Source organism: Streptomyces sp. NBC_00525 (genome assembly GCF_036346595.1).
Taxonomy (GTDB): Bacteria; Actinomycetota; Actinomycetes; order Streptomycetales; family Streptomycetaceae; genus Streptomyces.
Genome location: NZ_CP107834.1, coordinates 4,612,743 through 4,638,021, shown reverse-complemented (window position 1 = coordinate 4,638,021; position 25,279 = coordinate 4,612,743). Strand labels below are relative to the sequence as shown.

Sequence of the window (25,279 nt, the reverse complement as noted above, 5' to 3'; positions counted from 1 at the left end):
GGTGCTCAGAACAGGGTGCTCACCTCGGGCGCGGCCAGCTCGCCCTTCAGCTCGGGCCCGTTGTTGCGGACGTTGCTGACGGCGGTCGCCACGGGGTAGGCGCGCATCAGGCCCGGCGGCGGGGGCGTGAGCAGGGCGCGCAGCGCCTCCGGGTCGGTGTGCGAGGGGTCCAGCCAGGCGTCCCAGCGGTCCGGGGTGAGCATCAGGGGCATCCGGGGGTGGATGTCGGCGAGCGAGGCCGGTCCCTCGGCGGGGGCGACGCCGAGCGGGGTGGTCTCCGCCTCGGTGGTGATCACCGTGCAGGTGACCCACCAGGCCTGCGGGTGGTCGTCGGGCAGGGTGCGGTCGCGCCAGAACTCGTACAGCCCGGCCATGGCGAAGACCGTGCCGTCGGCGGGCGTGACGAAGTAGGGCTGTTTACGGGGGCGCTTGCGCCGGCCCTTCTCCTCCAGCTCCCGTTCCTCGGCGCCGGTCACCCACTCGTAATAACCGTCGGCGGGCAGGATGCAGCGCCGGGAGACGAAGGGGCGGCGGAAGGACGGCTTCTCGTGGACGGTCTCGGCCCGTGCGTTGATCATCCGGGCGGCGCCCTCCGGGCTCTTGGCCCAGGAGGGGACGAGTCCCCATTTCAGTGCGCGCATCTGGCGAACCGGCCGCTGGTCGTCCGCGTCTTTCAGGGGGCGCTCCAGTACGGCGTAGACCTCCTTGGTCGGCGCCACGTTGTAGTCGGGCTCCAGCGCCTCCGCCGGTTCCCACTTCTCCACCTGGAAGAGTCCGGTCAGGTCCTCGGGCCGCCGACTCGCTGCATACCGTCCGCACATGAGTGCCAGACTGCCACGACAGCCCCCCGGTCCGGACCCCACTCCCATAAGGAGCCGCCCGCCCCATGGACAGCACCGATCTCGGCAATCTGTGGGACCGCGTCGTCGGTACCCAGCCCGCCCCCGAGCAGTGGCTGGTGGTGGTGACCGCGACGGCGGCGCTGATCGCGGTCGTCCCGAACGTCGTGTGGCGGCTGTCCCGGAACACCATCACCATCGCCCACGAGGGCGGCCACGGGCTGGTGGCCCTCCTGACCGGCCGGCAGCTCGCGGGCATCCGGCTGCACTCGGACACCAGCGGGCTGACGGTGAGCCGCGGCAGGCCGACCGGTATCGGCATGGTCCTGACGGCGGCGGCCGGCTACACCGCGCCCTCGCTGCTCGGGCTCGGCGGTGCCTGGCTGCTGGTGGACGGCAGGATCACGCTGCTGCTGTGGCTGGCCACGGCCCTGCTCGCGGTGATGCTGGTGGCGATCCGCAATGTGTACGGGGCGCTGACGGTGATCCTCACCGGTTCGCTGTTCCTGCTGGTGTCCTGGCTGGCCTCGCCGGCCTGGCAGTCGCTGTTCGCGTACAGCGTGGTGTGGTTCCTGCTGATGGGCGGGGTGCGCCCGGTGTTCGAGCTCCAGTCGAAGCGGCGGCGCGGCGGGGCGCCGGACTCGGACGCCGACCAGCTGTCCCGGCTGACGGACGTCCCGGCGGCGCTGTGGCTGTTCCTCTTCCACGCGGTGTCGCTGTGCTCGCTGATCGGCGGCGGGCGCTGGCTGCTGGGGCTGTGACCCGGAGGGCGGGCTGTGACGCGGCCGGTGGGGCTGTGACCCGGGGGCCGGGGCTGCGGCCCGGCCCGTCCGGGGAGGCGGAGGACCACGCCCCGGCCGGGTGGGACCGGAGCCCGTAAAGTGAGTGCATGACCGAAAGTGCCGTGCATCCCGCCCTCTGGCCCGCCCCCGTCGCGAGCGGGGCCGTCGACGCGACCGTCACCGTGCCCGGTTCCAAGTCGGTCACCAACCGCGCGCTGGTGCTCGCCGCGCTGGCCTCCGAGCCGGGCCGGCTGCGCCGCCCGCTGCGCTCCCGCGACACCCTGCTGATGGCGGACGCGCTGCGCGCGATGGGCGTCAGCATCGAGGAGACGGTGTCCTCCAGCGCGTCGGCGACCGGTGACGCCACCGGCCCGGAGTTCTCCGGCGAGACCTGGCGCGTCGTGCCGGCCCCGCTGCGCGGCCCGGTCACGGTGGACGTCGGCAACGCCGGTACGGTCATGCGCTTCCTGCCCCCGGTGGCCGCGCTCGCCGACGGCCCGGTCCGCTTCGACGGCGACCCGCGCTCCTACGAGCGGCCGCTGACCGGGGTGATCGAGGCCCTGCGGGTGCTCGGTGCCCGGATCGAGGACGACTCCCGGGGCTCGCTCCCGATGACGGTGCACGGCGGCGGCGCGCTGGACGGCGGTCCGGTCGCGATCGACGCCTCCTCGTCCTCCCAGTTCGTCTCGGCGCTGCTGCTGTCCGCGCCGCGCTTCAACCAGGGCGTGGAGGTCCGGCACACCGGCGGCCGGCTCCCCTCCATGCCGCACATCCGGATGACCGTGGACATGCTCAGGGCGGTCGGCGCCCGGGTGGACGAGCCGGAGACCGGCGGCGAGCCGAATGTGTGGCGGGTCTCTCCCTCCGCGCTGCTGGGCCGGGACCTGACCATCGAGCCGGACCTGTCCAACGCCCAGCCGTTCCTGGCCGCCGCGCTGGTCACGGGCGGCCGGGTGACCGTCCCGGACTGGCCGGCGCACACCACGCAGCCCGGTGACGCGCTGCGCGAGATCTTCACCGCGATGGGCGGCTCCTGCGAGCTGACCGAGCACGGGCTGACCTTCACCGGCTCGGGCCGCATCCACGGCATCGACGTGGACCTCGGCGAGGTCGGCGAGCTGACGCCGGGCATCGCCGCCGTCGCCGCCCTGGCCGACTCCCCGTCCACGCTGAGCGGCGTCGCCCATCTGCGGCTGCACGAGACGGACCGGCTGGCCGCGCTCACCAAGGAGATCAACGAGCTGGGCGGCGACGTCACCGAGACGGCCGACGGCCTGCACATCCGCCCGCGCCCGCTGCGCGGCGGTACCTTCCATACGTACGACGACCACCGGATGGCCACCGCGGGGTCGGTCATCGGCCTTGCCGTCCCCGGAGTGGAGATCGAGAACGTGGCGACGACCGCCAAGACCCTGCCGGACTTCCCGCAGATGTGGACCGGAATGCTCGGGGTCTGAGACATGCGCCGCTACGGCAAGAACCCCGACGAGGACGACATCCGCGTCCGCCCCAACCGCAAGGGCAACCGTCCGCGCACCCATATCCGGCCCAAGCACGAGGACGCCGAGGAGGGCATGGTCCTCACCGTGGACCGGGGCCGCCTCACCTGCCTGGTCGGCGATCGCACGATCGTCGCGATGAAGGCCCGCGAGCTGGGCCGCAAGGCGGCGGTGGTCGGCGACACCGTGTCGCTCGTCGGCGACCTGTCCGGCGACAAGGACACGCTGGCCCGGATCGTCCGCATCGGTGAGCGCCGCTCGGTGCTGCGCCGGACGGCGGACGACGACGACCCGTTCGAGCGGGTGGTCGTGGCCAACGCGGACCAGTTGGCGATCGTCACCGCGCTGGCCGATCCGGAACCCCGCCCGCGCATGATCGACCGCTGTCTGGTCGCCGCGTACGACGGCGGGCTCTCGCCGCTCCTGGTGCTGACCAAGTCTGACCTGGCGTCCCCGGACAAGCTGCTGGGCGCGTACACCCCGCTGGGTGTGCCGTTCGTCGTCACCAGCCGCGAGGAGCTGGAGAACGGGGACGCGGCCGACCGGGTCCGCGAGCAGCTCGACGGCCGCGTCACGGCGTTCGTCGGGCACTCCGGCGTCGGCAAGACGACGCTGGTCAACGCGCTGGTGCCGAAGGAGAAGCGGCGTATCACGGGGGTCGTCAACGCGGTCACCGGGCGGGGCCGGCACACCACCACATCCGCGCTGGCGCTGCCGCTGCCGGGCTACCGGGGCTGGGTGATCGACACCCCGGGTGTGCGCTCGTTCGGGTTGAACCACATCGATCCGTCGCGGGTGATCAACGCCTTCCCGGACCTCCAGCCCGGCACCGAGGAGTGTCCGCGCGGCTGCACCCATGACAGCCATGAACCGGAATGCGCGCTGGACGCCTGGGTGGCGGAGGGGCACGCCGACCCGGCGCGGCTGGACTCGCTGCGGCGGCTGCTGTCCACGCGGGGCCGGCGCGAAGGCGACTGATCTCCGGCCGGCCGTGCACGTTTGCGATCACTCGCATGCGGTAAGTGCATAATCACGCCCAACGGCACCGGCTGGTGCCGGGCGGTCACCGATGCGGAGGGTGCGGACGATGGCGTGGCTGCTGGTCGTGGTCGCGGGACTTCTGGAGACCGGTTTCGCGGTCTGTCTGAAGCTCTCGCACGGCTTCACCCGGCTCTGGCCGACCATCGCGTTCTGCGTCTTCGCGCTGGGCAGCTTCGGTCTGCTGACCCTGTCGCTGAAGAAGCTCGACGTGGGGCCCGCGTACGCCGTGTGGACCGGCATCGGCGCGGCCGGGACGGCGATCTACGGGATGGTCTTCCTCGACGACGTGGTCTCCACGCTCAAGCTGGTGTCGATCTCGCTGGTGATCCTCGGTGTGATCGGGCTCCAGCTCTCCGGCTCCGCCCACTGACCGTCCGCCCTCCGAGCCCGTGTGGCCCCGGTCACCGGCCGGTCGATACTGTGACGGCATGCCCGATTACCACGATGATCTGCGCCTCGCCCATGTGCTGGCGGACGCCGCCGACGCCGCGACGATGGACCGGTTCAAGGCTCTCGACCTCAAGGTAGAGACCAAGCCGGACATGACGCCGGTGAGCGAGGCCGACAAGGCCGCCGAGGAGCTGATCCGGGGCCATCTGCACCGGGCGCGTCCGCGCGACGCGATCCTGGGCGAGGAGTACGGGATCGAGGGCACCGGCCCCCGGCGCTGGGTGATCGACCCGATCGACGGCACCAAGAACTACGTGCGGGGCGTGCCGGTCTGGGCGACGCTGATCTCGCTGATGGAGGCCGGGGAGCACGGCTTCCAGCCGGTCGTGGGCGTGGTGTCGGCGCCGGCGCTGAACCGGCGCTGGTGGGCGGCGAAGGGCGCCGGCGCGTACACCGGTCGCAGCCTGACCTCGGCGACCCGGATCGCGGTGTCGAAGGTGGAGCGGATCGCGGACGCCTCGTTCGCGTACTCCTCGCTGACGGGCTGGGAGGAGCAGGGCCGGCTGGACGGGTTCCTGGACCTGACGCGCGCCTGCTGGCGCACCCGGGGCTACGGGGACTTCTGGCCGTACATGATGGTCGCGGAGGGGTCCGTGGACATCTGCGCGGAGCCGGAGCTGTCGCTGTGGGACATGGCCGCGAACGCGATCATCGTCCAGGAGGCGGGCGGCCGGTTCACCAGTCTGGACGGTGTGGACGGGCCCGGCGGGGGGAACGGTGCCGCGTCGAACGGCGCGCTCCACCGCGAGCTGCTCGGCTATCTGAACCAGCGCTACTGAGCGCTCCCCCGTACGCCGGTCGGCGTGCCGGGTCACCGGGGGGCGTGCCGCGCGTCCGCGCGCCCCTCCACTGATCTCCGCGACCCCTTGTCGGCCTTCCCCTTCGGTGCCACTCTGAGGTTTCCCCCACTTGTGAACTTGTGAATCGGTGCACGCGCCGGTTCACCGAGGAGGTGGCACCCCTTCATGTTCGTCCGTGACGCCATGACCACGATGATCCTCACCATCGGCCCCGCCCATACGCTGCGCCAGGCCGCCCGGCTGATGTCGGCGCGCCGGGTCGGGGCGGCCGTCGTCCACGACCCCGATACCTGCGGGCTCGGCATCCTCACCGAGCGCGACGTCCTGGACGCGGTGGGCTCGGGTCTCGACCCGGACTCCGAGACCGCCTCCGCCCACACCACCACCGATGTGGTCTTCGCCGCGCCCGCCTGGACGCTCGAAGAGGCCGCGGCGGCCATGACGCACGGCGGCTTCCGCCATCTGATCGTGCTCGACGGGGACGGCCCGGTCGGAGTCGTCTCGGTGCGCGACATCATCCGCTGCTGGACCCCGGCCCGCCCCCGGCCCGCCGCCCTGGTGAGCTGACCGCCCGCGCGAAGGGACCGGCCCGCCCCCACGCGTCGCGGGGGCGGGCCGGTCGTGTACGGCAGGTGGCGCTCAGGCGCGCAGCGCCTGCACCGCGGCCTCCAGGCGCTTGCCGAAGTCCTCGTCGGCGCTGCGGAAGTTGCCGATGGCGCGCTCGGCGATGTCCGCGCGCGAGACCTGCGCGATGAATCCGGAGAGATTGGCGACCAGCCGGTCCTTCTCGTCCTCGGTCATCAGCCGGTAGAGGTTCCCGGCCTGCACGAAGTCGTCGTCCTCGGCGTGCCTCGGGGTCTCGTGGTTGCCCGTGCCGCCGGTGACGTCGACGGCTCCCCAGAGCGGACGGCCGGTCTCGGCGGGGCCGCCGAAGCTGTTCGGCTCGTAGTTCTTCGCGCCCTTGTGGCGGCCGTCGTAGAGGTAGCCGTCCCGGCTGTTGGTCCGCGCCTCGGTGGCGTGCGGGCGGTTCACCGGAAGGTGGTCGGCGTTGATGCCGACGCGGTAGCGGTGCGCGTCGCCGTACGCGAAGAGGCGGCCCTGGAGCATCTTGTCGGGGGACGGGCCGATGCCGGGCACGAAGTGCGCCGGGCTGAAGATGGACTGCTCGACCTCGGCGAAGATGTTCTCCGGGTTTCGGTTGAGCTCCAGCTTGCCGATCTCGATCGGCGGGTAGTCCGCGTGCGGCCACACCTTGGTGAGGTCGAACGGGTTGAAGCGGTACGTCGCCGCCTCGGCCGCCGGCATGATCTGCACCTGCACGGTCCAGGACGGGAAGTCGCCGCGCTCGATGGACTCCCGCAGGTCCCGCTGGTGGCTGTCCGGGTCCACCCCGGCCAGCCGGGCGGCCTCGTCGGCGGTGAGGTTCTTGATGCCCTGGTCGGTCTTGAAGTGGTATTTCACCCAGAAGACCTCGCCGGCCTCGTTCTGCCACTGGTAGGTGTGCGAACCGAAGCCGTCCATGTGCCGGTAGGAGGCGGGGATGCCCCGGTCACCGAAGAGCCAGGTCACCTGGTGGGTGGACTCGGGCGACAGGCTCCAGAAGTCCCAGATGTTGTCCGCCTCCGAGGAGCCGGTGTACGGGTCGCGCTTCTGGGTGTGGATGAAGTCCGGGAACTTGATGGCGTCCCGGATGAAGAAGACCGGGGTGTTGTTGCCGACGAGGTCGTAGTTGCCGTCCTCGGTGTAGAACTTCAGCGCGAAGCCGCGCGGGTCCCGTACGGCGTCGGCCGCACCGAGGTTGCCCGCGACGGTGGAGAACCGCAGGAACGTTTCGGTCTGCTTGCCGACCTCGGAGAGGAACTTCGCCCGCGTCCACTGCGAGACGTCACGGGTCACGGTGAAGGTGCCGTACGCGCCCGCACCCCGGGCGTGCACCACACGCTCCGGAATGCGTTCCCGGTTGAAGTGCGCGAGCTTCTCCAGCAGCGACTGGTCCTGCACCAGGACCGGTCCGCCGACACCGGCGGTCTCGCTGTTCTGGTTGTCCGCGACCGGTGCGCCGGCCTCCGTCGTGAGCGGTCCCTGCGTCACGTGCGCCTCCTGCGTCGTATCCGCACGTCATGCGTTCATGCCGTGCTCGGCTCCGGCCATCCTGTCCACCGGCCGTCGTCGCAAGCGATCCTACATTGGACAAAGTCCAAGTCAAATAGGCATCCAAAGTCGCACCCATTCAAGACATGGCTCGTGCGCTGCTAGAATGTCGGTCATGAGTGACCTGCTGGAACGACTTCGAGGACGCGGCTGGCGCATGACCGCGCAGCGTCGCGTCGTGGCCGAGGTCCTCGACGGGGAGCATGTGCATCTGACCGCCGACGAGGTCCACGCACGCGCGGTGGCCAAGCTGCCGGAGATCTCCCGCGCCACCGTCTACAACACGCTGGGCGAGATGGTGAGCCTCGGCGAGGTCATCGAGGTCTCGACCGACCGCCGCGCCAAGCGCTACGACCCCAACGCGCACCGCGCCCACCACCATCTGGTGTGCGCGCAGTGCGGCGCGATCCGCGACGTCCATCCCGCGGGCGACCCGCTGGCGGACCTGCCGGCCGGTGAGCGATTCGGCTTCACCATCTCCGGTGTCGAGCTGACGTACCGGGGCATCTGCCCGGACTGCGCCGCGAGCGCCTGACCGAGCGGGCGCGTCCCGCCCCCTCGGACTCGTGTTCCGGCCGGGGGCGGCTTTCGCATGCGCGCATACGACAGAGGCCCGGATCTTCGAAAAGATCCGGGCCTCTGTCTTCAGTAGCGGGGACAGGATTTGAACCTGCGACCTCTGGGTTATGAGCCCAGCGAGCTACCGAGCTGCTCCACCCCGCGTCGTTGTGTTCACAACCCTACGGCACGCTCCGGACCAGTGCAAATTCGTTCCGGCAGGGGTGGCGGGGGCGGCGGGGGGCGCCCGGCGGGGCACGGGGGCCGCCCGGCGGGGCTGCAGGGCCCGGCGCGGCCTCGCGGGGCTTACGCCGTCAGTTCCTGGTGCAGGGCCTCGCGCAGCCGCGCGGCCCGCTCGGCGACCTCCGCCGGGCCCAGCTCGACCGCCCGCGCACACCAGCGCTGCCCCTCCGCCAGCTCACCCCGGCGGGCGGCCAGCAGCGCGAGGCGCAGCGCGGCCCGCCCGTGCCCGTCGGCGGCCGCGCGGGTCCACCACAGGGCGGCCTCGCGCTCACTGCCCTCGCGGGCCAGGAGCAGCCCGAGGTTGAACGCGCCGTTGCGGCTGCCGGACTCGGCCGCCTCCCGGTACCAGCGGCCGGCGCTCTCCATGTCCCCGCGGGAGGCGGCGAGCATGCCGACGCGGACCTGGGCGCGGCGGTGCCCCTGCTCGGCGGCCCGCTCGTACCACTCCTCGCACTCGGACTTCTCCGGCAGCGGTTCGCCCAGGGCGGGCGGGCCCGGCGGCGGCTGCCGCGCGTCGAGCAGCCCGGCCAGCCGGAAGGCGGCCTCCGCGCTGCCGCCGCCCGCCGCGCAGCGCAGATGCCGTTCGGCCTCCTGCTCCTCGCCTCGGTGCAGGAGCGCCATGCCGACCTGGAGGGCCGCCTCGGTGTGCCCGGCCGCCGCCGCCCGCTCGTACCAGAGCAGGGCGGTGCGGTCCTCGTCGCGCCCGGCGTAGAGGATGCCGAGGTTGAAGGCGGCGTCGACGCTGCCGGCCTCGGCCGCCTTGGAGAACCAGGGCTCGGCGCCGACCGGGTCACCGGCCTGGAGCAGGAGCACGGCCAGGGCGTTGGCGGCCTCGCGGTGTCCGGTGTAGGCGGCGCGGCGGTACCACTGCTCGGCCTGGGCGGTGCGGTCCTGGGCGGCGCAGAGCAGCCCGAGGTTGTACGCGCCGTTGACGTCGCCCGCGTCCATCGCCGCGCGGTACCAGCGTTCGGCGGTCTGCTGCTCGCCGCGGGCCGCGTGCAGCGCGCCGAGGGCGTTGGCCGCGTTGCCGTCGCCGTCCTGGGCGGCGCGCAGCCACCACACGGCGGCGCTCTCCCGGTCGCCCGCGTCGCGCAGCAGGAAGCCGAGCGCGCAGGCGGCCCGCGCCTCACCGGCCTTGGCCGCGATGAGGTACCAGCGGCCGGCCTCCTTCAGCTCGCCGCGCCGTTCGAGGATGGCGCCCAGGTGCAGGGCGGCGCGCCGGTGGCCGCGCGCCGCGGCCTGCCGGTACCACTGCTCGGCCTCGCCGGTACGGGAGGGTGCGGGGCCCTCGCCGGCGCTGCGGGCGGTGCGGCGGGGCGCGGCCGGCTGTGTGCCGCGGGAGCCGGGAGCGGGGCGGCCGAACGCGTCGTGGGCGGTGTCGGCCGCGTCGTGCTCCAGCAGGCGGGCCAGCCGGTAGGCCGCCTCGCGGTGGCCCTGTTCGGCGGCGGCGCGCAGCCAGCGCTCGGCGCCGACGTCGCTGCGGTGCTCCAGGAGGTCGGCGAGGGCGTACGCGCCGAGTGCGTGGCCCTGCTCGGCGGACTGGCGCAGCCAGTACTCGGCGGCGGGTTCGTCGCCGCGTTCGCGGAAGTGCCGGCCCAGGGCGTGCGCCGCGGCGGCGGACCCGGCGACGGCGGCGGTGCGCCACCAGCCGGCCGCCTCCTCGGGGTAGCCGCGCTGGTGCAGCAGGACGCCCAGGTTGTTGGCGGCGGCGCGGTCGCCGTCTGCGGTGGCGGCGCGCAGGTAGGGTTCGGCGCCGGCGAGGTCGCCCCGGCGCAGCAGGAGCGCGCCGAGCACGCTCATCGAGGCGGTGTCCCCGGCGTCGGCGGCGCGGCGGTGGCGGGCCTCGGCCTCGTCCGTGCTGTCGGCGCCGTCCGTGCTCTCGGCGGTGGCCGCCGCATCGGCGTTCTCCACGCCGTCGGCGGTCTCGAAGTCTTCCGCGGGCTCGTGGCTCTCCGCGTTCCGGGCGGTCTCGGTGGTCGCGACACTCTCCGGGGGCTCGGCAGTCTCGGTGTTCTCGATGATGTCTTTGTACTGCTCGGCGGCAGCGGCAAACACCTCGTCCGCCATCTTTTCCGCCGGATGGACGTGACCCCGCGCAAACCGCCCTGTCTTCAACAGAGTTGCCCTGTCCCCCATAAATACCATCGTCGCACCACCCGCAACCCGCGCACACCTGGTATTGCGCGGCCAGTTAGGTCACTTCGGCGTTTTGTCGACATGCCCACAGAGAGACAAGTCAAACACGTTCGTGGCCAACTCGTGCCCCGTGAACCGCACTTCACGCCCGGTTCACGGCAGAGTCCCATGACACGACGAAGGCCCGGATCTCCCTGGAGAGATCCGGGCCTTCGTCTGCAGTAGCGGGGACAGGATTTGAACCTGCGACCTCTGGGTTATGAGCCCAGCGAGCTACCGAGCTGCTCCACCCCGCGTCGTTGTGTTCACAACCGTATCACGACGCGGGACGGAGCTTGACCGGGTTGCTCAGTCGCCGCCCGTATCGCCCGACTTGTCCGATGTGGCGGACGCATCGGTCTTCTTGCTCTTATCAGCCTTGTCGGCCTTGTCACCGCTGTCCGGCTTATCGGCCCCGGCGTCGTTCTTGCCGTCGTCCGCGGCCTTGGACTGGGCCGCCGCCGCACGCTCCAGCGCGTCCTGGAGATCGGCCTGGGCCTTGCCGTAGGCCGCCCAGTCCTGCTTCTTCAGGGCCGCCTCGCCCTCGGTGTAGGCCTTCTGCGCGTCGGCGATGGCCTTCTTGAGCGCGCTGTCGCCGGTGGCCGGCGGCTGCGTGGTGTCCGGCGGCTCGGTGGTGTCGCCAGGCGGCTCGCTCGTATCGGCGCCCTCGGCCCCGAAGACGGCGTTCAGCGCCTCACCGAGACTGTTCTCGAAGACGATCTTCGAGCCGTACGAGGCGGCGACCTTGCGCAGCAGCGGGTAGTTCTGCGTGCCACCGCGCGTGTAGACCGGCTCGATGTAGAGGAAGCCCCCTTCGAGCGGAACGGTCAGCAGGTTGCCGTACTCGATGTCGGAGTCGGTGCCCTTGAGGTTCCTGACGAACTCGGCGACGTCGTCGTTGCCGTTGAGCTCACTCTGTACCTGGCCGGGCCCCTTCACCGCACCGGTGACCCTGAGCAGTCTTATCGTCCCGTAGTCCTTGCTGGCCGCATCGGCGTCCACCGCCATGAACGCCCCCAGGTCGGGCCGCCCCTTCGGGGTGAACGTCGTGGTCAGCGAGAACTTCTGGGCCGTCTGACCCGGCATCTTTATGCTCAGGTAGTACGGCGGGACGGAGCCGGACTCCTTGTTGGTCGGGTCGTCCGGGACCTGCCAGGCGTCACTGCCGCTGTAGAACTGGGCGGGGCTCGTGACGTGGTAGCGGGTCAGCAGCTCGCGCTGCACCTTGAAGAGGTCCTGCGGGTAGCGCAGGTGGTCCATCAGGTCCTGCGGGATGTCCGCCCTCGGCTTCACGGTGCCGGGGAACGCCTTGCGCCAGGTCTTGAGGACCGGGTCCTGGGTGTCCCACTCGTACAGCGTGACGGTGCCGTCGTACGCGTCGACGGTCGCCTTCACCGAGTTCCGGATGTAGTTGACCTGGTTCTGCTGGGCGACGACGGCGCGCTGGTTGGTGGTCAGCGAGTCGGCCGTGGTGTCACCGAGCGTGGTGCGCGAGGCGTACGGGTAGCCGTTGGTCGTGGTGTAGGCGTCGACCACCCACTGGATGCGCTTGTTCACCACGGCCGGGTAGGCGTCGCCGTCGATGGTGAGCCAGGGGGCCACCGCCTCGACGCGCTCCTTGGGCGTGCGGTTGTAGAGAATCCGCGAACCCTCGCCGATGGCTCCCGAGTACAGGATCTGCGGCTCGTTGAACGCGACCGCGTAGGCGGCGCGGTTGAACGCGTTGGAGAGACTGACCCCGCTGTCGCCCTTGTAGCTGGTGGTCTTCTCGCCGTCGTCCTCGTAGTCGAGCTCCTTCTGGGGCCCGCCGACGATGGAGTACTGCTCGGTCTTCTCGCCGTAGTAGATCTCCTGCTTGTACGTGCCCAGGTCGCCGGTGGTCGGCAGGCCGGACTCGGTGAAGTCGGGAGAGCCCTTCGGGTTCTTGCCGGTCGTGGTCCCGCGGGCGGCGATGGCGCCGTAACCGTGGGTGTACGTGAAGTGGTCGTTGATCCAGTTGCGCTTGGGGATGCCCTCGATGTTGAGCTCGCGCAGACCGATGACCGTGTCCTGCTCCTTGCCGGACTCGTCCTTGTAGCGGTCGACGTCCAGCGTCTTGGGGAACTGGTAGTAGTTCCTCTTCTGCTGGAGCTGCTGGAAGGCCGGCGAGACGACGTTGGGGTCCATCACCCGGTAGCTCGCGGCGTCATTCGCCGCCGCGCGGAGCTTGCTGCCGTCGTCCTCGGTGGACTTGCCCGTGTAGTCCGACACCTGGGCGTCGTCGATGCCGTAGGCGTCGCGCGTGGCCTCGATGTTCTTCCGGATGAACGGGGCTTCCTTGGCCTGCTCGTTCGGCTGGACCTGGAACTTCTGCACGATCGCCGGGTAGAGCCCGCCGATCAGGATGGCCGACAGGACCATCAGTCCGAAGCCGATCACCGGCAGCTGCCAGGTGCGCCGCCACAGCGTCGCGAAGAACAGCACGGCGCAGATCGCGGCGATGCAGAACAGGATCGTCTTCGCCGGGAGGTAGGCGTTGGCGTCGACGTACCGCAGGCCCGTCCAGTTGTCCGTGGCCTTGAAGTCACTGGACTTCACGGCCAGGCCGTAGCGGTCCAGCCAGTACGCCACGGCCTTCAGCGAGACGAAGACACCGAGCAGCACCGACAGATGGCCGGTGGCCGCGCCGGTGGCCCGCGCGCCGGGGCTGGTGACGCGCAGCCCGCCGTACAGGTAGTGGGTCAGCGCGGCGGCGATCAGCGAGAGCACCGTGGCCGCGAAGCCGAAGCCCAGCAGGAAGCGGTACCAGGGCAGGTCGAAGGCGTAGAACGACACGTCCAGGTGGAACTGGGGGTCCTTCTGGCCGAACGACACGCCGTTCACATACATCAGCCAGGTACGCCACTGGCCCGAGGCGGACGCCCCGGCGATCAGACCGACGAGCGCGGTGACCGCGAGCAGCACCCACTTCTTGTACGGGGCGAGGCTCATCCGGTAGCGGTCCAGGCTCTGCTGCTCCAGCGACATCGCGCTCAGCGGCGGCCGGAGCCGGTGCGCGAGCCAGATGTTCAGGCCGACGGCCACGGCCATCAGCAGTCCGAAGACGAGGAACAGTCCGATCTTGGTCCACAGAGTGGTGGTGAAGACGGACGAATACGCGACCGACCGGTACCAGAGCCAGTCCGTCCAGAACCCGGCGAACATGACGAACGCCATGGCGAGAATCGCCAGGACGCCGAGTGTCATGAGCAGGGTTCGGGCGCGCCGGGACGGGCGGCCGACTCTGATCCGTGGCCCGGTCGGGCCTCCGCCGCGGTCCGGCATCTGGAAAGCCAACGTGCGCACCTCGAAGTTCGCGGGTCGTGTGGAGCGGGCCCAGCGATCGTAGAGCCCATCCCTTCAACTTACTGACGCTTTACCTAGTTCCCGTTACCGGGGCGGAAGGAGGCAGGATGTTCTCCATGTCCAACGTTTCCCCCTCCGGCCCCCCGATGGCCGCGAGCCCGCTCACCGTCGCGGTGCTCGAAATCGACGAGTACGTCTCCAACCTCGGGTGGGACCAGCCCGCCCGCCTCTTCGCCCTGGTCGACACCGCGCGGCTGCGGGCCCAGGAGCCGGGTCTCGCCGCCCAGCTCGGCCTTGAGGACGACGGTGCCAAGGCCGCCGTCCTGACCCCGGTCGAGCAGGAGGAGCTGCCCGCCGGCACGGCGCTGGACGAGTTCCTCGCCACGATCGCCTGGCCCGACGCGGTCGCCGGCTGCGCGATGACCGTGGAGCGGCTGATGCTGCCGCCGTCCGCCGAGGCGTCCGTGCCGGACGGCCTGGACGAGAAGCGGCTCACCGCGTGGGTCGCCGGGCACCCGGACCGGCAGGAGGTGCGGATGACGGTCGCGGTGCTGCGGGACGGGGCGCGCGAGTCGGCCGTACGGCTGCGGGAGAAGGACTCGGCGAGCGAGGTGCTGACCGGGTCCGGCCTGGTGCCGGGTCTTGCCGAGGCGCTGGCCGCCACGTTCGAGTCCTGACCCGTCCGTTCCGTGCGGCGGGGCGCGGTCAGCCGGTCGAGCAGCTCGGCAGGCCGGCCGTGTCCCCCGTGCGGAGCTTCTCCAGCGACGCGCGGGCGTCGGCGAGGGTCTTGACGCGGATCAGGGTGAGCCCGTCGGGGGTGTCCGCGGCGGCGGCCTTGCAGTTCTCGTCGGGGGTCAGGAAGTACCGGGCGCCCGCGTCGCGCGCGCCGACCAGCTTCATGGTGATGCCGCCGATCGGACCGACCTCGCCCTGGTCGTTCATGGTGCCGGTGCCGGCGATGAACTTGCCGCCGGTCAGCTGCCCCGGTGTCAGCTTGTCGATCAGGCCCAGGGAGAACATCAGCCCCGCGCTCGGGCCGCCCACGTCGGCGAGCTTGATGTCGATCTCGAACGGGAAGGTGTGGTCCGTGCCCGCCTGGATGCCGACGATCGCGCGGTCGCCCTCGGGGGCCTTGGCCGTGGTGACGGTGATCTTCTCGGTGCCCTCGGGCTTCTTGCCGGCCTTCTCGGCCGCGGCCGCGGTCTTGGCCGGGACGACGGTGAAGACGACGTCCTCGCCGGGCTTGTGCCGGGTCACCAGCTTCGCGACGTCCTCGGGCTTCTCGACCTTCGTGCCGTCCACGTCCTCGATGATGTCGCCCGCGTGCAGCTTGCCCTGGGCGGGGCTGTCCTTGACGACGGTGGAGACCACCACGTAGGAGGTGACGGGGATGCCCAGCTCGTCGAGGGCCGCGACCTTGGCGCTCTCCTGCGACTGGCTGAACTCCTCGGCGTTCTCCTGCGTCGACTCCTCCTCCGTCTTGCCATTCGGATAGAGGGTGTCGTGCGGGACGACGACGCTGTCGTGGCCCAGCCATCCGGTGAAGGCCTCGACGAGGTTCATGGTGTAGTCGGCGCCGGTGACGCGGACCGTCGTCATGTTGAGGTTGCCGGACGTCTTGTACGTCTTGTGCCCCGAGATGCTCAGCACGGGCTCGCCGTCCACGTCGCCGAGGGTGTTCACGGTGGGGCCGGGGGACATTTCCGAGTACGGCACTTTGAAGAACAAGCCTGCGAAGATCAGCGCGATCAGGATCAGCGAGGAGGCGAGCATCGTCGCGGTGCGGCGTGGCATGGAACGACAGTACGGGAAGAGCCTGTCAGTGCACTGCCGGGGCCGGTCCGTACGGGCCCGGAGCGGGTGGGGGTTTCCGCGTCAGACGTTGGATATCTGCTCGACCGGTTCGGAACCGGAGTGCGACTTCTCCATCGCTTCGCGGAATCGCGCGTACCCGGCGAGTTCGGTGACGTCCCCGGCCGTGCGGTTGCGGGCGGCCCAGCCTCCCCATATCGCGGCGCCGAGCGCGGCGACAAGCGGAATCAACAACCAGGCGAGCACTGCCATGCCGACCTCCCTACCCCCTGAGCGGTCACGCTGACCGATCAGCAGATTAACCGTGTGGAAAACCAACGCTGGTGGCAGGGGTGCGGTTACGCAAATCGGGGCGGCGGGCCGCCGTTCCGGCTTGCGTTCAGCAGGCTCCGACCCACTCCTCCGTGCCGTCCGAGAAGCGCTGGTGCTTCCAGATCGGGACCTCGTGCTTGAGGTCGTCGATGAGCTTGCGGCAGGCCGCGAACGCCTCCGCGCGGTGCGGGCAGGAGACCGCCACGACCACGGCGAGGTCACCCACCTGGAGTTCACCCACCCGGTGGACGGCGGCCAGCGCCCGGACCGGGAAGTCGGCGACGACCTTCTCCGCCACCCGGCGCAGCTCGTCGACGGCCGAGGGGTGGCACGAATAGCCCAGCCCGGCCACGTCCTGCCCGCCGTCGTGGTCGCGCACGGCGCCGACGAAGAGCGCGGTGCCGCCCGCGGCGTCGTCCCCGACCGCGCGGAAGACCTCGTCCACCGACAGCGGCGTGTCACGGATGTCCAGCAGCCGGATCGGGTCCTGCGCCGCCTGCTCGCCGGGGTGGTCGTGGGTGAGTGCCATGACCCCCATCGTGCCGTACCGCACCGGCGACGCGGTATTGCCGGATCGCCCGGCGGGGCGCGCCGCGCCTTGGAGCCTCCTACAGCGGGCCCGTCCGGCGGGGCGCTCAGATGCGGCGGCGGGCCTTGCGCGCGCGGCGCACCAGGGCGGCGGTGCCGAGCAGGGCGACGGTCGCACCGGCGGCGCCTGCCGCGGTGGCGTCCTTGCGGCCGAGGCGGCGGCCGGCGACGGTGTGGCGGCCCTCCACCTCCTCCAGGAGCGCGGCGAGCACCTCCTCGTTGGTCCAGCTCGGGCGCCAGCCCGCGTCGTGCAGCCGGCTCACGCTGACCACCCAGGGGTGCATGGTGTACGCGAGGTCACCGGCGGGCGAGGGGGTCAGGCCGATGCGGTGCAGCCGGGCGGCGGCGCCGAGCGCGACGGCGGAGGGCAGCTCCATCCGGCGCACCCCGCTCAGCTCCTCGACCTCCTCCTGTTCCAGCCAGCCGTCGCAGCCGACCGCGAACTCCCCGTCGATCTTCTCCAGGGCGGCGTACTCCAGCGCCGTGACCAGGTCCTCGACGTGGCAGAACTGCCAGGCGGGGCGGGACCCGGCCACCACGAGCAGCCGGGGCGACTCGAAGTAGCGGGTCAGCGCGGTGTCGGTGCCGCCGACGAGCACGGCGGGGCGCACCACGGTGACCTGGAGGCCGGGGTGGGCGCGCGGGGCGCGGCGGCCGAGCCGCTCGATCTCCAGCAGGTCGCCGACGCCGGTCGCCTCGGCGGTGGCCCGCAGCTCGGCGTCCTCGGCGAGCGGGAGGTCGTTGTCGGGCAGCGCCCCGTAGACCATGGCGGAGGTGCACAGCACGACGCGGTGGACACCGGCGGCCGCTGCCGCAGTGAGCACGGTCTGGGTGCCGCGCACGTTGTAGGCGGTGCGCGCGGCCGGGTCGGTCTCCAGGTCGAGGTCGAGGGCCAGGTGCACGACGACGTCCGCCCCGCGCAGCTTCTCCGCGATGGCGGGGTCGCGGACGTCCAGGAGGTGCCAGGTGGCGTCGGAGACCTCGCCCCGGCGCTCGTCGATGGCGATGACCTGCTTGATCTCGTCGGACGCCGCGAGACGTGCGGTGAGCAGCTCACCGACGCCCTTCGCGGCGCCGGTGACGGCCACGACCGGGCCGCGGCTCCGGTGACGGCCGGATTCGGACTTCTTCTCGGGTGACGGGTCGGCCAGGTTTCGCGCTGCGCGAACCTGCGGATCTGGGGAACTCACCGGGCGTCTCCAGCGGTTGTCTTCAGTACGTACCCGCGTGACACGTACGTACCAGGTGGCGTCCATCCTGCCGCAGGGCCGGTGCCGGCGGAGCACTGAGGCCCTGAGCGGACTTGGTGTCTACGCTGGATGGTGATGTCGGGCAGTCGCCGTCGGTTCCCACCGGCGGCCCTACGAGCCGAGGAAACCCGTGAGTGACACCCCATTCGGATTCGGCCTTCCGCCGGAGGAGCCGGACGACGGCGACCAGGGCAAGAAGAACGACCCCTCCCGGGGCGGGCAGGGTTCGGGCGGTCCGGCGAACCCGTTCGGCTTCGGCCCCGGAGCAGGTGGTGACAATCCCTTCGCCGCCATGTTCGGTTCGATGAACCCGGCCGATCTGGGCGCGGCGTTCCAGCAACTCGGGCAGATGCTCAGCTACGAGGGCGGTCCCGTCAACTGGGACATGGCCAAGCAGATCGCCCGCCAGACGGTGTCGCAGGGCACCCCGGACGGTTCCAAGGACACGAGCGTGGGCCCGGCGGAGCGGGCCGCGGTGGACGAGGCGCTGCGGCTGGCCGATCTCTGGCTGGACGGGGTGACGTCGATGCCCTCCGGTGCCGTCTCCAGTGTGGCGTGGAGCCGCGCGGAGTGGGTGGAGGCGACGCTTCCGGCCTGGCAGCAGCTGGTGGACCCGGTCGCCGAGCGGGTGGGGCTCGCCATGGGCGATGTGCTGCCCGAGGAGATGCAGGCGATGGCGGGCCCGCTGATCGGCATGATGCGGTCGATGGGCGGCGCGATGTTCGGTCAGCAGATCGGGCAGGCGGTCGGCGTGCTGGCGGGTGAGGTGGTCGGCTCGACGGACATCGGGCTGCCGCTGGGCCCGGCGGGCCGGGCCGCGCTCCTCCCGCTGAACGTGGAGCGGTTCGGCAAGGACCTGAGCGTCCCGCAGGACGAGGTGCGGCTGTACCTGGCCCTGCGCGAGGCCGCCCACCAGCGTCTCTTCGCCCACGTGCCGTGGCTGCGCTCGCATCTCTTCGGCGCCGTCGAGGGCTACGCGCGCGGCATCAAGGTGGACACCAGCAAGCTGGAGGACGTGGTCGGCCAGTTCGACCCGTCGCAGCCGGAGCAGTTGCAGGAGGCGCTCCAGCAGGGCATGTTCCAGCCGGAGGAGACGCCCGAGCAGAAGGCGGCCCTGGCCCGGCTGGAGACGGCGCTCGCGCTGGTCGAGGGCTGGGTGGACGCCGTGGTGCACGCTGCGGCCAAGTCCCGGCTGACCTCGGCCGACGCGCTGCGCGAGACGATGCGCAGGCGGCGCGCGTCCGGCGGCCCCGCCGAGCAGACGTTCGCCACGCTGATCGGTCTCCAACTGCGTCCGCGCCGGCTGCGGGACGCCTCGCGGCTGTGGGCCTCGCTGACGGACGCCCGCGGTCTGGAGGGCCGCGACGCGCTCTGGGAGCACCCCGACATGCTGCCGACCGCCCACGACCTGGACGACCCGGACGGCTTCGTCCACCACGAGCAGCTGGACTTCTCCGAGCTGGACAAGATGCTGGGCGAGGCGGCGAATGGCCCGCGGAAGCCGGAGCCGGGTGCGGACGCCCCGGAGGACGGCGCCGGCGGGGACGAGGGCGACGGCAAGGACGACACCGACAAGTGAGCCTGCACGACGACGCCGTCCTCGTACTGAAGGGTTACGGGGCGGGGGCCGGCGCGGCCCAGGAGGAGCTGCGCGACACGTATCTGGAGCACCTGGCGCTGCACCCGGACGGGATGTGGAAGTCCTGCGGGGCCGGGCACCTGACGGCCAGCGCGCTGGTGGTCGATCCGGAGCGCGGCCGGGTGCTGCTCACGCTGCACCGGAAGCTGCGGATGTGGCTCCAGATGGGCGGCCACTGCGAGCCCGGTGACGTCACGCTGGCCTCGGCCGCGCTGCGGGAGGCCGCGGAGGAGTCCGGTATCGCCGGGCTGTCGCTGCTGCCGGGCGGGCCGGTGGTGCTGGACCGGCACCGGATTCCCGCCCCCTGCCACTGGCATCTGGACGTGCAGTACGCGGCGCTGGCGCCGGCGGGGGCGACGGAGAGCATCAGCGAGGAGTCGATCGATCTGCGCTGGTTCGCCTACGACGAGGTGGCCGGCGTCGCCGACGCGTCGGTGGTGCGGCTGGTGGAGCGGACGCGCGCGGTGCTCGAAGGCGGCCGGTAGCCGCCCGTACGGGCCGAGCGGTCTGCGTACGACCGCAGCGGTAAGGGGCGGCCTCCGGGAGGCCGCCCCTTACTCCGCTTCGCTGTCGGCGCGGTTCAGTTCCAGGAGTTGTTCTGGTTCTGGCCGTGCGCGCCGTGCTGGCCCATGCCGTACTGGGCGGCGAGGCCCTGTCCGATCTGGGCGTTCTGCGGCGGCATCAGCTCGCTCGGCTGCACCAGGGCGAAGCCCTGCCCGAGGAAGCTGAGCTCCCAGCCCTCGCCCGTGTTGCCGCGCCGGCGGAAGACGCCGGAGGAGTGCGTCTGGGCCTGCATCTGCACGCGCAGCGAGGTGGACCAGGCGACGATGGCGTCGGCGTCGGCGCTGACGTACTTGTCGGGCGTGACCTGCATCATCAGCGGCTGGCCGGAGGTCATCAGGGCGACCTTGCCGGTGCCGGAGATGTTGAGCTGGTACTTGCCGGTGCCGGAGATGCCGTACTGGCTGTCCACGGCGATGACCTCGGTGTGCAGCGAGGAGTCCAGGGCCAGGACGTAGGAGCTGTCCACGGTCAGACCGTCGTGGTCCACGTCGACGACGTGGATGTACTGCGCCAGGTTGGCGAGGTAGACGGTGCCCTGGCCGGAGCAGCGCATCAGGTCCAGTCCCTCGCCGGTGTGGGCGCGGGAGCGGCGCTGGGAACTCGACTGGTACTCGCCGTCGAACTCCATCAGCCCCTGGTAGGCGACCATGGCGCCCTTGCGGGCGAGGACGTCGTCGTGACCGGTCAGCGCGACCCGCAGCAGCTGCGGGTTCTGGAGGGCGTAGCGCTCCTGGGACTGCGCTTCCGTGAGGCCGAAAAGCGAACTCTGCATGATCTGTCTTCCTCCCCCGTCAGTTCCGGACGCGCAGCCGGTCGGTGCTGTCCTCGCTCGGCTGGACGACGACGATCCCCTGGCCGGAGAAGGCCATCTGGAACGCCTCGCCGCTGCCCCGCCCGATGAGCGAGGACGCCTTGAAGCTGCGCTTGCCCTTCACCTTGAGGTTCGGGGACCAGGCGACGAGCGCGTCCGGATCGACGTACGTCTCGTCCTCGCCGCGCCCGCAGTCCACGACGATCGGCGTGCCGCGCGAGGTGATCGCGACCCAGCCGGTGCCGGAGATGCAGACGTTCCACAGGCCCTGGCCCGCGAACTTGGCCAGGCCCTTGACCCGCTCGACGCCCCAGGTGAGGTGGCCGTCGAAGGCGAGGACATTGGTGCCGTTGACCGAGAGGGAGTCGTTGTTGAGGTTGATGACGACGACGTCGGCGCCGTAGTCGGCGAGGTAGAGCAGACCGTCGCCGGTGCACTTCATCAGGGGCGCGCCCTCGCCGGTGATCCACTGCGAGGCGATCTGGCGGACGGCGGGCGGGTTGGGCTCGTACTGGATGAAGCCCTCGTACGCGACCATCGATCCGGTGCGCGCGTAGAGGTCCTGGCCGGTCGCCATGGCGACCTTCAGCATGGAATGGCCGTGGTTCTCCATCCGTGCCGTGACGGGGGTCGGGGCGTAGCCCGCGAGTTGCTGGTTCATGACGGGCTCCCTCAGACCTCGTAGGGCTGGACGACGATGAAGTTGCCGGGGGCGCCCCGGAACTGAAGGTTCACGGTCTCCCCGCTGTGGCCGGGGTACGCGTTGCGGCGCAGCCGGACCTGGCTGGAGATGATCACCTGGGAGGCGGACGACCACGCCACCACGGCGTTGCAGTCGGCGAAGGTGGTCGGGGTGACCGGCAGGACGACGGGAACGCCGTGGGTCTTCACGACGATGGTGCCGCTGCCCTGGAACTGCATGGTGAACAGCGCGCCGCCGGGGATGCCGTGGCCCTCGATGCGGCGGACCTCGTACTGGAGGGTCTCGTCGAAGGCGAGCACATTTTCGGCGGAGACGCAGATGCCGTCGCCCTGGAGTTCGATCGAGTGCAGGTGGGAGCCTTCCTCGGCCAGGAAGACCTGGCCCCGGCCGGTGCAGCGCATCAGCTGCATCTCCTGGCCGGTGGCGTTGCCCACCATGCGGCCGGCGAAACCCGCGCCCTTGTAGCTGAAGTCGATCTTGCCCTGGTACATCACCATGCTGCCCTGCCGGGCCAGCACGGGCGTGCCGCCCATGGACAGGTCGACGCGCATGAGCTGCTGGTTCTGCGGCGTCCAGCGCTGGCCGGTCGCGGTCTCCTTGTACGGCTGGAGCGCGGCCGCCAGCCCGGCACCGGCGGCCTGCGGCGCACCACCGGGCATGGGCATACCGGGCATGCCGGGCTGACCGGGCGGCATACCGGCGGGCTGCTGACCGTACGGGGACGGCGCGGGCTGCCCGTACGGGGCGGGTGCCTGCTGCCCGTAGGGCGGGGGAGTCTGTCCCGGCACCTGGCCGAACTGCGGCTGCGGGGGCGGCGGGGGCTGCTGGCCCGGCTGGCCGTACGGGGCCGGAGCGGGCGGCGGCGGCACGGTGCCGCCGGGCGGGGTCATCGGGGCGATGATCGTCGGCGCGGCGTGCATCTGCGGGGCGGGCGCGGGGGCGGGCGGCGCGCCGAAGGACGGCGCGGGCTGCGGGGGCTGCGGCGCTTGCGGGGCCTGGGGTGCCTGCGGGGCGGCCGGGGCGCCGAACGACGGGGCCGGGGCCGCCTGGGCGGGCGGCGCGAACGACGGGGCCGCGGCCTGCGGCGGCGCGGCGGCCGGTGTCTCCTCGGCGACCTCGCCGCCGAAGTTCTTCAGCAGCGCCTCCAGACCGCCGTCGAATCCCTGGCCCACGGCGGCGAACCGCCAGACGTCCTTCAGATAGAAGTCGCCGAGCATGACCGCGCGCTCGGTGCTGAACTCGGAGCCGTTGAACGCGTACCGGACGACTTCCTCGCCGCCCGCCACGATCCGGATGTAACCGGGCCCGACCTGGGACATCTGCCCGGCACCGTCCACCGTCGCGGTGAACGAGAGCTTCTGGATGTTCGCCGGAATGCGGTCCAGGGTGACGCGGAACGACTCGGTGTCACCGGCCTGCGCGCCGAGGAGCTGAATGGACTCCTCCGGGGACTTCGGCTGATTGAAGAAGATGAAATACCGGTCGTCGGAGAGCTGCTCATTGGCGTCGAGCCCGAAGCAGCTGATGTCAAAACTCAGCCCCGGTCCGGCGATCTGCACCCCTACGTACAGGTCCGTCCCCGGTGTGAGATCGCTGATCTTGGCCTTGTGGCCGCGCTGGAATTCCCTGGCCATGCGTAACGACCGTCCCCCATCCGGAAGGTGAATGCGTCGCGTCAGGCTATCCGTAAACTCCGGCCCCGGGCGAAGCCGGTACAGACCCGGTACACAAACAACCGACCCTGCTCACCCGGTGCCACCACACGTCACTCGCCGCGCGCGGCGGGCAGATGCGGCAGCCGTCCGGCCGCCGCCACGCCCTCCAGATAACCGCGGGCCCGTTCGGTGCGCGGGTAGGCGTCCAGCAGCCGCCAGAACCGCGGCCCGTGCCCCGGCACCAGGAGGTGTGCCAGCTCGTGGACCAGCACATAGTCCACGACGTACTCCGGCATGCCCTGCAGCCGGTGCGACAGCCGGATGCTGCCCTCGGCCGGGGTGCAGGAGCCCCACCGGGTGTTCTGGTTGGTCACCCACCGCACCGACGCGGGCATCGCCCGGCCCCCGAAGTACTGGGCGGACAGCCGCTCCGCGCGCTCGGCCAGCTCCGAGTCGCCGGGGATGCGCCGGCTCTCCTGGGCGGCGAGCTTGCCCAGCATCACATCCACCCAGCGCCGCTCCTCGGCCTCGGACATCCGGGCCGGGATGAGCACGATCGTGCGGTCGCCCTCACGGTAGGCGGAGACGGTTCTGCTGCGCCGGGCGCTCCTGCGGACCTCGACCGCGCTCGTCGCCGGGGCGCGGCGGGCCGGGTCGGCACCGCGCCGCCGGCGTGATCCGGCATCGGGCACGGCAGGCTCCCCGGCGAGGCCGGGCGACGGGTCCGCTGGCATGCCCCGACGTTACCCGCTGCACCTGGGGGAAGTCCCGCCTCCGGCACGGTCAGCCGTGATCGACTCCACACCATGCACCATTTGAACGACTAATACCCCGCACCTGTGGATAACTTTCCGCACGTCCCGGCAGGCCGTCGCATTCTGTCAATGGAACTCGCACAGCCGTGACAGAGCGGCCGCACAGACCGGGGGAAGCCGTGCATCCGATGTTGAAGCCCGCACTGCGTCGCGCATGGCGGGGCGGGGACACCGTGCAATTCGGAGTGACGCCCGCACATGCGGTGAAGGTCGGCCCGATGGATATCGCGACGGGCTGTTTCATGGAACTGCTCGACGGCACCAGAGGCATGGCCCTGTTGCGTGAGGAGGCGAGAGCAATGGACCTGAGCGAGCGTCATGTGGACACGCTGGTGCTGCGGCTGATGGACGCCGGTCTGGTGGACGACGTCCGGGCGGGCGGCCCGCAGGCCGACGCGCTGCGCGAACGGGCGGATGTCCTGGAGCGCCACCGACCGGATCTGGCGTCGCTCTCCGTGGTGCACTCCGAGCCCGGCGGCGGGGCGCGCAGACTGGCGGCCCGCCGCGCGATGCGGGTGCAGGTGCGGGGCGCGGGCCGGGTCGGGGCGACGGTCGCGGCGGTGCTCTCCGGGGCCGGGGTGGGCCGGGTCGAGGTGCTGGACGGCGGCTGCGCGGAGCCGGGCGATGTGGCGCCGGGCGGGCTGCCGGCCTCGGCGGTCGGGGAGCGCCGCGACGTGGCGGCCCGGCAGCTGGTCCGCCGCGCCACGCCCGGTCCGGGGCCGCGGGCGCCGGGGGCCGGGGGCGCCGGACCGGGCGCGCGGGAGCCCGGGCTCTCCCTGATCGTGGTCGCCCCGCGCGACGGCTTCGGCGGGTACGTCCCCGATCCGGGCACCGCCGAGCCATGGGTCGCCTCGGGCACCCCCCATCTGTACGCGGGTGTGCTGGAGGCCACCGGGTTCGTCGGGCCGCTGGTCCTGCCCGGCGGCACGGCATGCGCGAGCTGCCTCCATCTGAACCGGCGCGACCGGGACCCGCAGTGGCCGCGGATGCTGGCGCAGTGGCAGTCCGGGCGGCGGCGCGCCGTGCAGGCGTGCGACCTGGGCCTGGCGACGGCGGTGGCCGGGCTGGCGGCGGCGCACGCGCTGTCCTTCCTCGACGGCGAGCTGCCCGCGAGCACCGGCGCCCGGTGGGAGGCCGCGTTGCCGCTGTTGGACTGGAGGTCGCAGCGGATCGGGGCGCATCTCGACTGTCCCTGTGGGGCGGCCGGTCAAACTGAGGGGGTGCGAGCCTCCGCAGCCGGTACGGCGCACGACACAATGGCCGGGTAA

Annotated in this window: 23 protein-coding genes and 2 tRNA genes; 11 read left to right on the top strand and 14 right to left on the bottom strand. The window is 71.6% G+C overall.

From position 1 onward, the window contains the following. Positions 1–5: 5 nt before the first annotated feature. Positions 6–821 carry an SOS response-associated peptidase gene (locus OG710_RS20780; RefSeq protein ID WP_330240664.1) on the bottom strand — a complete coding sequence of 272 codons (816 nt, stop codon included), beginning with the start codon at positions 819–821 and terminating at the stop codon, positions 6–8. Between the two features lie 65 nt (positions 822–886). On the opposite strand from OG710_RS20780, the gene OG710_RS20775 reads away from it, so the two are divergent. The 6 genes from OG710_RS20775 to OG710_RS20750 all read left to right on the top strand — a co-directional run bounded on the left by OG710_RS20775 (position 887) and on the right by OG710_RS20750 (position 5,978). Continuing rightward, positions 887–1,600 (top strand): M50 family metallopeptidase, encoded by a 714-nt coding sequence (locus OG710_RS20775; protein ID WP_330240663.1) that lies wholly within the window; start codon positions 887–889, stop codon positions 1,598–1,600. A 128-nt stretch (positions 1,601–1,728) separates the two neighbouring features. Beyond that, positions 1,729–3,078 (top strand): 3-phosphoshikimate 1-carboxyvinyltransferase, encoded by a 1,350-nt coding sequence (gene aroA, locus OG710_RS20770; RefSeq protein ID WP_330240662.1) that lies wholly within the window; start codon positions 1,729–1,731, stop codon positions 3,076–3,078. 3 nt (positions 3,079–3,081) lie between these two features. Next, entirely contained in the window at positions 3,082–4,098 is a 1,017-nt protein-coding gene (rsgA, locus tag OG710_RS20765; RefSeq protein ID WP_330240661.1) for a ribosome small subunit-dependent GTPase A, read from the top strand. A gap of 109 nt (positions 4,099–4,207) precedes the next feature. Further along, positions 4,208–4,531, top strand: coding sequence for a DMT family transporter (locus tag OG710_RS20760; protein WP_330240660.1), 324 nt, complete (start codon positions 4,208–4,210; stop codon positions 4,529–4,531). 58 nt (positions 4,532–4,589) lie between these two features. Then, positions 4,590–5,390 carry a histidinol-phosphatase gene (gene hisN / locus OG710_RS20755; RefSeq protein WP_111338068.1) on the top strand — a complete coding sequence of 267 codons (801 nt, stop codon included), beginning with the start codon at positions 4,590–4,592 and terminating at the stop codon, positions 5,388–5,390. Positions 5,391–5,576: 186 nt separating this feature from the next. After that, complete coding sequence (locus tag OG710_RS20750; RefSeq protein ID WP_330240659.1) at positions 5,577–5,978, top strand: CBS domain-containing protein; 402 nt, start codon at positions 5,577–5,579, stop codon at positions 5,976–5,978. A gap of 72 nt (positions 5,979–6,050) precedes the next feature. Here OG710_RS20750 and OG710_RS20745 read toward each other — a convergent pair whose 3' ends face one another. Then, positions 6,051–7,502 (bottom strand): catalase, encoded by a 1,452-nt coding sequence (locus OG710_RS20745; protein ID WP_330240658.1) that lies wholly within the window; start codon positions 7,500–7,502, stop codon positions 6,051–6,053. A gap of 175 nt (positions 7,503–7,677) precedes the next feature. On the opposite strand from OG710_RS20745, the gene OG710_RS20740 reads away from it, so the two are divergent. After that, positions 7,678–8,097, top strand: coding sequence for a Fur family transcriptional regulator (locus OG710_RS20740; RefSeq protein ID WP_111338065.1), 420 nt, complete (start codon positions 7,678–7,680; stop codon positions 8,095–8,097). Positions 8,098–8,211: 114 nt separating this feature from the next. Here the strand turns inward: OG710_RS20740 and OG710_RS20735 are convergent. The 4 genes from OG710_RS20735 to OG710_RS20720 form a co-directional block, all read right to left on the bottom strand. After that, positions 8,212–8,285 (bottom strand) — tRNA-Met (locus tag OG710_RS20735). Between the two features lie 141 nt (positions 8,286–8,426). Continuing rightward, positions 8,427–10,430: a sel1 repeat family protein gene (locus OG710_RS20730; RefSeq protein WP_443064279.1), complete on the bottom strand. Its 2,004-nt coding sequence runs from the start codon at positions 10,428–10,430 to the stop codon at positions 8,427–8,429. Between the two features lie 291 nt (positions 10,431–10,721). Further along, positions 10,722–10,795 (bottom strand) — tRNA-Met (locus tag OG710_RS20725). A gap of 52 nt (positions 10,796–10,847) precedes the next feature. Further along, a complete protein-coding gene (locus tag OG710_RS20720) occupies positions 10,848–13,841 on the bottom strand; it encodes a UPF0182 family membrane protein (RefSeq protein WP_330242302.1) in 2,994 nt (997 codons plus the stop codon). Between the two features lie 128 nt (positions 13,842–13,969). On the opposite strand from OG710_RS20720, the gene OG710_RS20715 reads away from it, so the two are divergent. Continuing rightward, a complete protein-coding gene (locus OG710_RS20715) occupies positions 13,970–14,539 on the top strand; it encodes a PPA1309 family protein (RefSeq protein WP_241990074.1) in 570 nt (189 codons plus the stop codon). Between the two features lie 28 nt (positions 14,540–14,567). On the opposite strand, the gene OG710_RS20710 is transcribed toward OG710_RS20715, so the two are convergent. From OG710_RS20710 to OG710_RS20695, 4 genes are all read right to left on the bottom strand, one after another. Further along, a complete protein-coding gene (locus tag OG710_RS20710; protein WP_111338062.1) occupies positions 14,568–15,656 on the bottom strand; it encodes a YlbL family protein in 1,089 nt (362 codons plus the stop codon). An 81-nt stretch (positions 15,657–15,737) separates the two neighbouring features. Continuing rightward, complete coding sequence (locus tag OG710_RS20705; protein ID WP_111338061.1) at positions 15,738–15,926, bottom strand: hypothetical protein; 189 nt, start codon at positions 15,924–15,926, stop codon at positions 15,738–15,740. Between the two features lie 127 nt (positions 15,927–16,053). Beyond that, positions 16,054–16,515 (bottom strand): molybdenum cofactor biosynthesis protein MoaE, encoded by a 462-nt coding sequence (locus tag OG710_RS20700; RefSeq protein ID WP_330240656.1) that lies wholly within the window; start codon positions 16,513–16,515, stop codon positions 16,054–16,056. Positions 16,516–16,621: 106 nt separating this feature from the next. After that, entirely contained in the window at positions 16,622–17,764 is a 1,143-nt protein-coding gene (locus OG710_RS20695; RefSeq protein WP_330240655.1) for an SDR family oxidoreductase, read from the bottom strand. Positions 17,765–17,954: 190 nt separating this feature from the next. On the opposite strand from OG710_RS20695, the gene OG710_RS20690 reads away from it, so the two are divergent. Further along, positions 17,955–19,403, top strand: coding sequence for a zinc-dependent metalloprotease (locus OG710_RS20690; RefSeq protein ID WP_330240654.1), 1,449 nt, complete (start codon positions 17,955–17,957; stop codon positions 19,401–19,403). After that, positions 19,400–19,948 carry an NUDIX hydrolase gene (locus OG710_RS20685; RefSeq protein WP_330240653.1) on the top strand — a complete coding sequence of 183 codons (549 nt, stop codon included), beginning with the start codon at positions 19,400–19,402 and terminating at the stop codon, positions 19,946–19,948. Before OG710_RS20690 ends, OG710_RS20685 begins: the two co-directional genes overlap by 4 nt. A gap of 95 nt (positions 19,949–20,043) precedes the next feature. Here the strand turns inward: OG710_RS20685 and OG710_RS20680 are convergent, their stop codons facing one another. The 4 genes from OG710_RS20680 to OG710_RS20665 all read right to left on the bottom strand — a co-directional run bounded on the left by OG710_RS20680 (position 20,044) and on the right by OG710_RS20665 (position 23,930). Then, positions 20,044–20,799: an AIM24 family protein gene (locus OG710_RS20680; RefSeq protein ID WP_111338056.1), complete on the bottom strand. Its 756-nt coding sequence runs from the start codon at positions 20,797–20,799 to the stop codon at positions 20,044–20,046. Between the two features lie 19 nt (positions 20,800–20,818). Beyond that, entirely contained in the window at positions 20,819–21,499 is a 681-nt protein-coding gene (locus OG710_RS20675; RefSeq protein ID WP_111338055.1) for an AIM24 family protein, read from the bottom strand. Between the two features lie 11 nt (positions 21,500–21,510). Then, positions 21,511–23,175, bottom strand: coding sequence for a TerD family protein (locus OG710_RS20670; protein ID WP_111338054.1), 1,665 nt, complete (start codon positions 23,173–23,175; stop codon positions 21,511–21,513). Positions 23,176–23,306: 131 nt separating this feature from the next. Beyond that, on the bottom strand, positions 23,307–23,930 hold the full coding sequence (locus OG710_RS20665; RefSeq protein ID WP_330240652.1) for a M48 metallopeptidase family protein: 624 nt from the start codon (positions 23,928–23,930) through the stop codon (positions 23,307–23,309). Positions 23,931–24,130: 200 nt separating this feature from the next. Between OG710_RS20665 and OG710_RS20660 the strand changes: the two genes are divergently transcribed. After that, positions 24,131–25,279, top strand: coding sequence for a ThiF family adenylyltransferase (locus OG710_RS20660; protein WP_330240651.1), 1,149 nt, complete (start codon positions 24,131–24,133; stop codon positions 25,277–25,279).